Genomic DNA, 12419 nt, shown 5'->3' on the forward strand with positions numbered 1-12419 from the left:
AGGCATTATGCGCATCTGTGGCATCAAGCTGACGCATGACGGATCCGTCGCTCTTGTAGAGGATGGACACCTGGTCTTTTGCATCGAGCAGGAGAAACGCGAAAGCAATCGGCGGTATCAAACCATTGAGAATCTCGATGCAGTTGTTCTTGCTTTGGCGGAGCACGGGCTGGATCCCGGCGACATTGATCAGTTCGTCATCGACGGTTGGGACGGCGAGACCGAATCGGAATTCCAGGTCTTAAGTGGGGCCGAACTTCTCACGCTCAAAGGTGCGCCGTATGTTGAACGTCCCGAGGGACTCCTCTCAGCACACGAGAGGCCGGGCCTTGTGCTCGACGGGAAAAGTTTCTCTTACAGAAGCTATGCACACCTCACGGGCCATGTTGCCTCCGCATATTGCACGAGCCCCTTTGCGAAAAATAAAGAATCAGCATTCTGCCTCGTGTGGGACGGGTGCATCTTTCCACGGCTCTATTATGTAGAACCCGGTGGCGGCCGCTTCCTGGATTCCCTGTTCCCGATGATAGGCCATGCTTATGCTGTTGCGGGCCACCGCTTCGGGCCGTACCAGCAACCGAACCGGAATCACTGGGACCTTGGCGTCGCGGGGAAACTGATGGCCTATATCGGCCTGGGGGCCCCTGATGAAGACATTATAGCGGTGTTTAAGGACGGCTATGAGAAGCACTTTGCGGCCGACACTGAGGCTGCTCGGCGTTACCGTGCAAACATAAACAACGCCGAAGCGTCACTTGGGGCTACGCACGATTTTTTCGCGGAAAGCGCCCTTCGATTGGACGCGAAGCGCCCCGAAGACATCCTTGCATCGTTTCATGTTTTTGTAGAGCGTCTGCTCGTGCGGGAGATGGGCCTTGCTCTCCTGCGGCATTCGAATTTTCCGGGACCGCGCAACCTGTGCATAGCCGGTGGTTGTGGTCTCAACATTAAGTGGAACAGTGCGTTACGTGCGACCGGGCTATTTGATGCTGTATGGGTACCTCCTTTTCCGAATGACAGTGGCTCAGCAATAGGGGCCGCTTGTTCGGCAATGGTGGCCGACAACGGTTTCGCGCCACTGGAGTGGTCGGTCTATAGCGGTCCGTCACTCGCAAGCGGCGATGCTTCGGCGGAATGGAACGCCGCCCCGTGCAGCATGAGTGAACTCGCCGCGCTTCTTGCAAGTAATAAGCCCGTGGTCTTCCTCGCCGGTCGCGCCGAACTCGGACCGCGCGCTTTGGGTGGCAGAAGCATCCTTGCCGCGGCGACATCGCCCGGAATGAAGGACTATCTCAACGACATCAAATTTCGCGAACACTTCCGCCCGGTTGCCCCGATATGCCTGGAGGACCGAGCGTCGGATATTTTCGATCCTGGAACGCCGGATCCGTACATGCTCTTCGATCATCAGACGCGGCCAGAATGGCGAGACAAAATCCCATCCGTTGTGCACCTTGACGGATCTGCACGGTTGCAGACGATCGGCAGAACATCCCAGCATAAGGTTGCTGAACTGCTCATTGAATACGAAAAACTCACAGGCATCCCGCTGCTCTGCAACACTAGCGCCAACCACCATGGACGTGGTTTCTTCCCCGATGTCGCATCCGCCTGCGAATGGGGACGCGTCGAACACATCTGGTGCGACGGCCTGCTCTGGACCCAAACGCCAGCAACAAAAGTGTTGTCGTCCGGTCGACAAGCTGAGATGGACGCATGCCGGGCGTAGCGATCGACTTTGCCGCTGTAAACAAATCATACCGCGACAAAGTCGTTGTCAACGGGCTAACGTTCACCGTTGCGGCGGGAGAGTGCTTCGGGCTGCTTGGACCCAATGGCGCGGGCAAAAGCACCATCGTGCGTATGATCCTCGGTATGGTGGCGCCGGACTCTGGGAAGATCGCGGTGCTCGGCAAGCAAGTACCAGTACACGCTCGTTTGGCACGTGCAGGCGTGGGCGTGGTCCCGCAGTTTGACAACCTTGAGAACGAGTTCACAGTACGCGAGAACTTACTGGTGTTCGGCCGCTATTTCAGCATGAGTGCGCGTGAAATCGAGGCAGTTATTCCATCACTGCTCGAATTTGCTCGCCTCGAGAGCAAGGCGGATACGCGCGTTTCTGAGCTATCCGGCGGCATGAAGCGGCGGCTGGTGCTGGCACGTGCGCTGATCAACGATCCGCAACTGCTCGTTATGGACGAGCCAACGACAGGGCTCGATCCGCATGCCCGCCATTTGATCTGGGAACGACTACGATCGCTACTTGCCCGGGGCAAGACAATCCTGCTGACGACTCACTTTATGGAAGAGGCCGAGCGGTTGTGCGACAGGCTGTGCGTGCTTGAAGAAGGACGCAAGATCGCCGAAGGCGAGCCTCACGCGCTAATCAACGAGCAGATTGGCTGCGACGTCATGGAGATCTATGGCGGCAATCCGCAGGAATCTATTGAGCTGATAGCGCCTTACGCGCAGCGCATCGAACAGAGTGGCGAGACCATTTTTTGCTATGCGCCGGATCTGGAGCAGGTGCGGAAGAAGTTGCGGGGGCGTGCGGGCGTGCGCCTTCTGGAACGTCCGCCGAATCTCGAGGATGTGTTCTTGCGACTCACCGGACGCGAGATAGAGATATGATGAGAACGAGTTATAGCGCGGCCATGCCCGCCAATGCGGTTAACTGGATCGCAGTTTGGCGTCGCAACTACTTGGCATGGAGAAAAGTTGCGCTTGCATCGCTTCTTGGCAACCTCGCCGATCCGATGACGAATCTGCTTGGCCTTGGCTTTGGCCTCGGACTAATCGTTGGTCGTGTAAACGGGACTTCCTATATCGATTTTCTGGTGGGAGGCATGGTCGCCACGAGCGCAATGACTTCCGCGAGCTTCGAAACCATTTACGCCACATTCGCCCGCATGCACAGTCAACGGACTTGGGAGGCGATGCTGTGCACACAGCTTACGCTCGGCGACATCCTGCTCGGTGAGGTGGCATGGGCAGCCAGCAAGGCCTTGTTGGCCGGCACAGGAATTACAATCGTGGCGGCGGGGATGGGTTATGCTGCATGGCCATCCATGCTCTACGCACTACCCGCAATTGCCCTCACTGGGTTCGTCTTCGCGAGCTTGGCGATGGTCATCGTGTCACTAGCGCCGAGCTACGACTATTTCGTGTTTTACCAGACGCTAGTCCTGACACCGATGGTGTTCCTCTGCGGCGCAGTGTTCCCGATCACCCAGTTGCCCTCCGGCTTCCAGCTCGCAGCAGGCCTGTTGCCCTTGGAACACTCGATTGAACTCATTCGCCCGGCGATGCTGGGCCGGCCAGTCAGCGGAGCCGGCATACATATTGGCGCACTTTGCATTTACGCGGTGGCGCCGTTCTTATTGTCGATTGCGCTGCTTCTCCGACGCCTTATGCGCTGAGAGGTCGCAGTGGCAACTTTAACGAACGCACGGTCCATAATTTCGAGATCCGAGAAGCTTGCTAGGTCTCTTAGCCTAGTGATGGCGGGCTGGTGCATGCAGCGGCGAACAGCTGAGAGGCCGCTGGTCTCAAGGTGGCTTTCTTACAATGAATGGAGAGTATGATGCTGTGTCTCGGCGTGAGCGGTGGACTGGACAAGGTTTATGAATGCCGGCCCGAGCTTCCTAGCACATTTCTTCACGATGGCGCCGCGGTGCTCGTGCGCGACGGACGTGTGATAGCGGCCGTCGAAGAAGAACGACTCAATCGGGTCAAACATTCTAATAAATTCCCAAGCCACTCGATCCAATACTGCCTCGAAACTGCAGGTGTTCAACTGAAGGACGTCGATCGAATCGCGTTCTATGCGACCGAAGCGTACTGCAATGCTATGCTCGAGCGTCTGTTTGTTTCGCAGCCGTCCGACGCTATCCCTATGGATGCCAGGCTCTTACTGAGGATGATGCTGGGGCAAGAGTTCGGCACCGAAGTCGATCCGTCCAGAATCTCATTCGTAAGTCACCATCAGGCGCACGCTGTGAGTGCATTCGCAATGTCTGGATTTGAGCAAAGTCTGGTACTTGCAATCGATGGCGGTGGTGATTTCCTTTCTGGTCTCGTGGCCATCGGGTCCGGAACCGAAGTCAACCTGCTCGAGAGCTTCCCGGAAAGCAACTCATTGGGGTTGTTTTATCTCGAGACGATCCGGTATCTCGGCTATAGCTTGTTCGATGAGTACAAGGTCATGGGACTTGCGCCTTACGGTGATCCCGCGCCCTATCGCAAGCTGTTTGAGCAGTTCTACGAGCTCTCTGAGAACGGGTGCTACCGGCTCTACCTCGATCGTATCGGTCCAGCGTTGGTCCGCAATATTCAGGTCCGACGAAAAGGAATGCCATTCACCCAACAGCATCGAGATGTCAGCGCGTCATTGCAAGAAGCGCTTGAGCGGATCGTGTTCCATGTACTTCGACATTATCGAGAAATCACAGGCATGAAGCGGCTATGCTTGGCTGGCGGCGTAGCCCACAACTGCACCGTGAATGGTAAGCTACTCTATTCAGGGCTCTTCGACGATATTTTCGTGCAGCCGGCGGCCCACGATGCTGGTTGCGCATTAGGGGCCGCACTCATGGCGTCTCATGAGGGTGGTCGGCCCGCGCCGCGCGAGCGGCTCCAGGATGTCTATTGGGGACCCGATCTCGGTACCGAGCATGCCATGGAACAGGAACTGAATGCGTGGGCCGGGCACCTCCACATTGAGCGCAGTGATGACGTGGCGGGCAGAGCGGCCGATTGGATGGCAAACGGCTCAGTGATCGGCTGGGTGCAGGGTCGATCGGAGTTCGGACCACGTGCCCTGGGTAACCGCAGTATTCTCGCCGACCCCCGACCTGCAGCTAACAAGGATCGCATAAACGCGATGGTCAAGAAGCGCGAGGGCTATCGACCATTTGCGCCTTCCGTGCTGGGGGAGGATGCACCAGAATACTTCGATCTACCGGCGGGTCCGAGAGAATTGCCATTCATGAACTTCGTAGTTCGTGTGCGCGAGTCCAAGCGCGACTTGCTGGGCGCCATTACGCATGTTGATGGCACTGCACGGCTGCAGACAGTCTCTCGGAAGTCAAATCCGACCTACTGGGGCCTAATCCATGAGTTCAAGAAACGAACAGGCATTCCAGTTCTGCTCAATACCTCATTTAACAATAATGCCGAACCGATCGTAGATTCGGTCGCAGACGCCGTCGCCACATTTCTGACCACCGAGCTCGATGCCCTTGTTGTCGGTCCGTTTCTAGTGAAAAAGCGGGCGGTAACGCTTGAGGATTGGACTTCGCTCGCGGTTTCATTGCCGCCGTATGTATCCCTGCATCGCGTCCGCGCTCATACAGCACGAGATCGGCAAGAGACGGTATGCGAGATCCGCACGGCGTTCTCCGGCGGTGGGGCAGTGCGCATCTCAGGTGTGTTGTTCGATCTGTTGATGCGGATCAAGGGCGAATCCGTTCTCCGCGACCTCTTCGATTCTTTGATGATGGACCAGGCTGAGCGTGAAACTCTGGTCGAAGAACTGAGAGGACTGTGGGAGCAACGCCGGGTTCGCCTACATCCTCCCTCACGCGCTACTCAGTTGAAGAGTGCGCCCCATCAGATGACAGAGCAAGCACAAGCGGGCTCAATATAGTCGGAGAGTCTCGCAAATATAAGTTTAGGGGTCGAAGGAGAGCGTATTCCGGCGAAGACCCTCCAGGCGGAGAAGCCGACCGACCTGTTCGAATGCTGTGTCAAAACACCATAGCATTCGAGCAGATGGCCACTCGGTCCTAAGCAGCTTCAAAGAGTATTGCGGGCGTCGAAGAATGCGATGGGCTCGAGCCTAAGGTTTACGCGACCTGCTGACCAACCCGGTACGTTGCGACGAGGAAAGTTAGAATGCAAGTTGGATTAGCAAAGGAAAGGTTCGTCGTTTCTCGACGCCGTACCGGTCTCGGCGATTGCCTTTGGTCGCTCGCGGCAGCCTGGCAGTACGCGAAGCGGACAGGACGTACACTGGTTATCGATTGGCGCGGCTCTTGCTATCTCGACCAACCCTTTACCAATGCGTTTCGGGTCTTCTTCGAACAAATCCATGACATCGCCGGCGTACGCGTGATCTGCGATGATCAAGTCAACTCTCTCTCACTTCCAGGACCGTTTTTTCCAACCTGGTGGAATCGCCCGCCCATCGACTGCGTTTATCGACCTGATGAACAGATATTCCGAGAACGCGACGAGCTGAGGCAGCTCTTCGAGGCCAAAGATGATACTCATGCCAATACCGTAGTGTGTGATGCTTGTTTGATGTGGGCTTGCGATCAGGAGGCCGAGCGACAAATATTTCGTAGCATCAAAGTGCGGACTGAAATTCAAGCTCGGATCGACGCGATATATCACGAGCACTTTGAGGGTCAGAGCGTAGTCGGCGTTCATGTTCGACACGGAAATGGCGAGGATATCATGGCGCACAGGCCCTACTGGGCCGATCCAGATCTTGCTTTGCGGCAGGTATGCACTGCTATCCAAAAGGCCAAAGCATTGCCGCATGCAAAACCTATGAGGGTCTTTTTGTGCACAGACAGCCCGAAGGTTCTGGATCATGTCTCGGCTAAGTTCCCAGACGTGTTTACGATCCCAAAACGCTTTCAGGCGGATCAAGCGGGCCCGTTACACAGTGCCGAACTGGGAGCGGACGGCGGATCATCGGCTCTCATCGAGATGTACCTTCTCGGACGGTGCGATACCGTGATTCGCTTTCCGCCGACCAGTGCATTTACGCGCTATGCGCGACTTGTTGTTCCGCGCATTATCGAGTTCGATTTGAATGATCCGAGCCGCTTAATCCTGATCGATGAGTCGCCCAAGCATCACACGGTCTCCTGAACCGCAGAACACATTCTCGCCGATCCTACAGTGATGTCGCATGTGCTCGTTGGCTCCGTCGATGAAGCGTCCCGCAGAGCCGTGTCGGATGCCGCATGGGAAGACTTGCATCGGTCGCGGCGACGAACGAGCTTGTTAGTGACGGGCAGGGAGCCATGAGCGCGTCTCTAGATCACATGATGCAAGTCAAGAAGGGTGCGAAGCCGCCGGAGCTAATCATGCTCATATTGTGTCGCCTGTGGGACGGCTTAGCGGACAAATCGGACGTATAAGGCTGCCACGTCTGATTCCCAATCCTAGCGAAGCGCGCCAGACAATTACCGCCGTTGGTGCTGACATGTAAGCTGCCGTCCTCGGCTCCCGAAAGTCGGGGGGCCCGCTCTGGACACCAAGCGAGAGGCTAGAAAGGAAACCGGCCGCAGCCTATTGTCAGAAAAGCGCGGCAAAAGCTTACAGTGTCGATTTCTGGGCATCGAAGGCTCTCTGCCAGCAATCCGAATAGCGGGCGTAACGCTCGTCGGCTCGCAAGCAAATTGTCCAGCTTAGGAGGCATTGAAGCATTTCCGACAAACGAGGCGCGATTGTGCGGTTGCTGTCGCGGTTACGCCAATGCGAAAAGATGGCGGGGCACGTGTCCGCGGTGCGACCCCCAGATGTCTGGACGGGTGCATAGCTGTTTGCGCGGCGCGACACTGCGTCGCAATCGTGCCAAATTCCCCGCATCGCACTGGTCCAAATCCTGCACGCGCTATGACTGAGTGAATGCGGAAAGGCAAAAAGGAAGAGAGTCGTTCATTTGTTGACATGTTAGACGACGATGCGCTCTGGCGTTAATTGTTGGACTTGGACGTCGACATCTGTTCCGCGGCCGTGAGTGTGGGCAGAGTGCGAAGATCTGAAGATCACGGCTCGAAGATCCTGCGTCAGTGAAGGAAAGCTGATCTTGTCCTCGAGTTAAAGCCAAATCCCGCAAGATCTCAATTCGTGACGTAGAACATATGCGGTCGGATGCGTAGACCTGGGAGAAATTTCTGCCCTGCTTTGCTGGATCGACGCCGGTGGTATTTCAACAGAGTTCTTGCGCGATGTTATGAAGGAGATTGAACGAATGAAGGTCTCTTATTTATCGTCGCGCCATGAAAAAGTGTTATCTCCTACTGCCGTTAGAGTAGGCGCGAGATCGAGAGTGAGATGCAGGACGATGATTCGAAGGGCGAACTAACTGCAGGCAAAGAAAGCAAGGGCGGCGCCGACCTTGTTAAGGTGCAGATTGACTCCGAATGCGAATGGCACGGCCCGGAAGACGGCTCGAAGCATCCCGTGGTCTTGCCGGTGAACGAAATTGCGCTCAGAGGAGTGTTCGAAATATCGAACATGCTCGCCAGCCCTTCGCGACTCGAAGTTGCGCTGGCAAGCGTGATCGATTTGCTGCAGTCGTCCTTGCAGATGCGGCATGGTGTCGTGTCCCTCCTAGCCGACGATGACATGCCCGAGATCGCGGTTGGCGCTGGCTGGAGCGAAGGAAGCGATGAGCGCTACCGCATGCGCCTGCCGCAAAAAGCGATTGAGGAGATTGTGACGACGGGCCTGCCGTTTGTCGCTGAAGACATCGCCAAGCATCCCGCATTTAGCGCAGCTGACCTGGATGTGATCGGCGCGTCCGATCACATGCGACTATCGTTCATCGGGGTTCCTATAAGCATCGATGGAAAGGTCGTTGGCACCCTGTCCATCGAGCGTGTGCCCGACCTGGACTCGATGTTCCCGCTCGATTCCGATGTCAGGCTACTCACCATGATCGCCAACTTGATTGGACAGGCGGTGAAACTCCATCGCTTGGTCGCGCGCGACCGCAAGCGCCTCATGGCGGAGAGCTATCGGTGGCAGAAGGAGCTGCTCGACTTTAAACAGCCAGCGCGAGAGCGTAAAAAGGTTCACATTGATGGTATTATCGGTAACAGTCCGGCGCTGCGCGGGCTGCTCGACAAGATCGCGGTGGTAGCCAAGTCGAATGCTACGGTTCTGTTGCGAGGTGAATCAGGCACCGGCAAGGAGCTGGTGGCCAAGGCAATTCACGAGCTATCCCCGCGTGCAAAACGGCCGTTCATCAAGATGAACTGTGCAGCGCTGCCGGAGACCGTGTTGGAATCCGAATTGTTCGGTCATGAAAAAGGGGCCTTTACCGGCGCCCTTAACTCGCGCAAAGGCCGCTTCGAACTTGCCGACAAGGGAACCCTATTTCTGGACGAGATTGGCGAGATCTCAGGCTCGTTTCAGGCAAAGTTGTTGCGGGTTCTTCAGGAGCAGGAGTTCGAACGTGTCGGTAGCGGCCACACGATGAAAGTTGACGTCCGAGTGATTGCCGCAACCAACAAGGATCTGGAAGGGGCGGTCACAAAGAACGAGTTTCGCGCTGATCTCTATTATCGTATTAGCGTAGTTCCATTGATGCTGCCTCCCTTGCGCGAAAGGCGCAGCGATATTCCGCTGCTTGCCGCCGAGTTTCTGAAGAACTTCAACTGCGAGAACAGCCGTACATTAACGTTCGATCCGAGTGCCGTAGACGTGCTGATGAATTGCGGGTTTCCCGGCAACGTACGTGAACTCGAGAATTGCGTGCAGCGGACGGCTACACTGGCGCCCGGGCCATTCATTGTCAGGAACGATTTTGCTTGCTGCCATGGTCAATGCCTTTCCGCCCTACTGTGGAAGAGCGGATTAGATGAAGCGAAGCCGCGGGCCGCATCGATCGGTGAGCTACCAGCCAAGGCAGCTACGCCAATCCCCGACGCAGCAGCGCCGGTTACGGTTCTGAGTCCGCCTGTCGTGGCCGAGCCGGTCGATGGTGCCATTGTCAGCGGTGCGAAGCTGACGGATCGCGAGCGCCTCATTGCCGCCATGGAAAAAACTGGCTGGGTGCAGGCAAAGGCGGCGCGCCTACTCGGACTAACGCCGCGCCAAATCGGCTACGCGCTGAGGAAATATTGTATCGAAATTAAGCGCCTTTGAGTTGCTGAACCTGGTCAAGATGTGAGTTTGTCGCTTCTCGCATTCAAACCAGTCATATTAGATCTTTCGCTAGCTAGGGGAGGGCATAGTAGCCAAGGACCCAGCGGTGCTCTGCAAGTCTTTCGTAGACCAATCAGCATCGGCCGCAGAGTAACCTCAGCACCTATATGCTCGGACTCCAAGATGGGAGGAAGGCCGTCCTTGTAGCTATGCGAAACGCTCGCCGGGCCAGCGGTGTTAAAGTGCCAACCGGGCGCACAGCGACTGCGATCTATATGCTTAACCAGCTATACTTAAAGCCGGAGTATATGGGACGATCGCGAGCTGTAACAGCAGGCGCGCAGGTGATGCAATGATCAGCGGTTATCGTCGAGAGCGGCCCGCCGCGGCAGTCGGCGCTTGCGGCCGACTTCGCGGCCTCCAGTGAGCCGACACTATAGTCCGTTATAGTTGGGGCTGCCGTCCAAGTTCTGTACGCAAATTCCAGATAGCGTTGTTTGCCAGATGAAGTACATTCTTCTCGCCGTTTTTCAATGAACGTTCAAGGTGGAGGCGCAGCCGAGCGCGCAACAATGTCTCCGCATTATGGGTCAGGAATGGGTCCGTCTCTACGAAACGCCATGACTTCTCAAATGCCACGCTCATCAGAGCATCAAATGTTTGCTTCTGTTGTGAAGAAGTTTGATCCATGAATGGAAGCTCCAGCGGAAGATCCTTTCAGCAACAGCGCGCTGCTGCCAGAATTGGGAGGTCGAAAGTTGACGCTTGAACGCTGTAAGAGTCGCAGTCATTCAGCTCATATAACGCATGTCGATGCGTTGATCCGAGCCTATACATGCGATTGTTGAAGCCATGATGACTACCTTCGCGGAATTCGGTATTTTAGTATTCTAGACGTGAGATTGATGCGTTTTGCAGGACAGACGCGCCGGTCGGTCCCCTTCGGGAGGCGGCGGCAGCTTGTATGGGCTGAGCACTCACCCACCTTTATAACGGGTTCAAGCAACCCTTCATCGGGAAAGGGCGAGAAGGCCGGAGAATCTTTGCCCGGGAGCGGGTATATTTGATAAGCAAGCCACGTAAGTTTACGTACACATATGCGCAGCCGTGAAGCTTGATCGGCGACGTCGTTTGGCGCGATCCGACATGTAATTGAGCGCGCAAAAACAGCTGACCACGATGAGAGGTATCACCGGATATCAACTCCAGAATGAACTCAGTTGAGAGTCTTCGCCGAAGGCGCAAGGTGAGTTGGATCTTGCGATGGGACGCCGCACGTCGGTCTATGTTGGCACATCGGAGATCTGTCACCGATTCTGAGTTGTACTTCTAGTTTGGCGGAGTTTCCTTACCTCTCACGACTACTCTGGCCGCGCTATGGCGTGCTTCCAGCACTTGGTCTTCAGTCATGAATCCGGCTTCAACCAAGTTGTCTAGCACCGCGTTAGCGCGAGCATGCGCGGCCGTCAGATCGATGTGAGCGGTCGGTGCGTTGATCAGGCCGACCAGCATCGCAGCTTCGGCGAGACTCATATCGCGCGCAGGCTTATTGAAGTAAAACCGTGCCGCACCATCAACGCCGAGAGTGTCGGCGCCCATATCAACACAGTTGAGATAAAGTCTGAGAATTTCATCTTTAGTCATATGCCATTCGAGCCAGACCGCAAGCAATGCTTGTTTGATGGTGTGTCCGATGCCGCGCCCGTCGTTCAAAAGCAGAGTCCGGGCGAGTTGCTGGCTTATCGAGGAGCCGTCCTGGTGGCGACCGCCGTTCTTCGCGCTTACCAGCAGCGCATGGAGAGCGCCTGGGGAATCGAGCCCGAAGTGATCATAAAGATGGCGGTCCTCGGTTGCGAGGGTGGCCTTGATTAGCGTGTCCGGAAAGTCCACGAGAGGTACCCCAATCCGCCTGCCAACCGTCGCATCGGCGAACTGACTCAGAAGACAGACCGTGACATCGGAAGCCTTCGCGCAATCCTCTTGAGAGCGGGCGCTAGTAGTCGGGATCGCGAACGCCAACAACAGGAGCAATCCGCCCAAAGCGAGGGTCAGGGCTTCGGAAGCAGGTTCGAGAAGGAGCCAGCGTTGCCACCAGCTGAAAGAGATACCGTCAATAAACCTCGAGTAACGATAGCATAATTCCCGCAACTCGCTTGCGTAGGACAGTAGAGCGGAGGCGGAAGGCGACTTGCGATCGGACGAGCGGTGCCGGATGGCGGGCCGCTTAGGCGGTGCAATTTGATTCACGTGGATCTTTCAGGGTTAGGTACAGGGGCCTCGGTGAGGAGGCGACCGGGCGCCATTCGGAAGTGCAGCAGCAAAACTCAAAGCATTTGCACGCCTCAGCAGCCCGCTGCTTCCATTTGGCACGGGGTGCAGAGGCTACCGCGATGCTGAGATATGCGGCCCGTCATCTGCCGCGGCTACGGACGCTTGCGCCCGAGTCCGTACTCATCGACACAGTCCGAGTTTTCCGGCCAGCCAGAATGGCAACGATAGTTCGAAGGATCGAGGGTGAGAGGGGATCG

At 56.3% G+C, this 12419-nt stretch carries 8 protein-coding genes; 6 read left to right on the forward strand and 2 right to left on the reverse strand.

Annotated features, from left to right (window positions below; all coding sequences use genetic code 11):
* Positions 1 to 7: 7 nt before the first annotated feature.
* The 6 genes from nodU to nifA all read left to right on the forward strand — a co-directional run bounded on the left by nodU (position 8) and on the right by nifA (position 9891).
* Positions 8 to 1729 (forward strand): nodulation protein NodU, encoded by a 1722-nt coding sequence (nodU, locus tag ACR9YP_RS11235; RefSeq protein ID WP_474219765.1) that lies wholly within the window; start codon positions 8 to 10, stop codon positions 1727 to 1729.
* Positions 1717 to 2631 (forward strand): nodulation factor ABC transporter ATP-binding protein NodI, encoded by a 915-nt coding sequence (nodI, locus tag ACR9YP_RS11240; protein WP_438102066.1) that lies wholly within the window; start codon positions 1717 to 1719, stop codon positions 2629 to 2631. The genes nodU and nodI overlap by 13 nt, the downstream gene beginning before the upstream one ends.
* A complete protein-coding gene (locus tag ACR9YP_RS11245; protein WP_438110331.1) occupies positions 2631 to 3419 on the forward strand; it encodes an ABC transporter permease in 789 nt (262 codons plus the stop codon). Before nodI ends, ACR9YP_RS11245 begins: the two co-directional genes overlap by 1 nt.
* A 164-nt stretch (positions 3420 to 3583) precedes the next feature.
* On the forward strand, positions 3584 to 5647 hold the full coding sequence (locus ACR9YP_RS11250; RefSeq protein ID WP_474221036.1) for a carbamoyltransferase family protein: 2064 nt from the start codon (positions 3584 to 3586) through the stop codon (positions 5645 to 5647).
* Between the two features lie 248 nt (positions 5648 to 5895).
* Complete coding sequence (locus ACR9YP_RS11255) at positions 5896 to 6882, forward strand: nodulation protein NodZ (protein WP_474219766.1); 987 nt, start codon at positions 5896 to 5898, stop codon at positions 6880 to 6882.
* A 1191-nt stretch (positions 6883 to 8073) separates the two neighbouring features.
* The gene (gene nifA, locus ACR9YP_RS11260; protein ID WP_474219767.1) at positions 8074 to 9891 is read left to right on the forward strand and encodes a nif-specific transcriptional activator NifA; all 1818 of its coding nucleotides are present in this window, start codon (positions 8074 to 8076) and stop codon (positions 9889 to 9891) included.
* Positions 9892 to 10335: 444 nt separating this feature from the next.
* Here nifA and ACR9YP_RS11265 read toward each other — a convergent pair whose 3' ends face one another.
* Both ACR9YP_RS11265 and ACR9YP_RS11270 read right to left on the reverse strand, forming a co-directional pair.
* The gene (locus tag ACR9YP_RS11265; protein WP_474219768.1) at positions 10336 to 10581 is read right to left on the reverse strand and encodes a hypothetical protein; all 246 of its coding nucleotides are present in this window, start codon (positions 10579 to 10581) and stop codon (positions 10336 to 10338) included.
* Positions 10582 to 11220: 639 nt separating this feature from the next.
* Positions 11221 to 12138, reverse strand: coding sequence for a transglycosylase domain-containing protein (locus ACR9YP_RS11270; RefSeq protein WP_474219769.1), 918 nt, complete (start codon positions 12136 to 12138; stop codon positions 11221 to 11223).
* Between the last annotated feature and the right edge of the window lie 281 nt (positions 12139 to 12419).

This window comes from Bradyrhizobium sp. BR14999, from assembly GCF_056106085.1.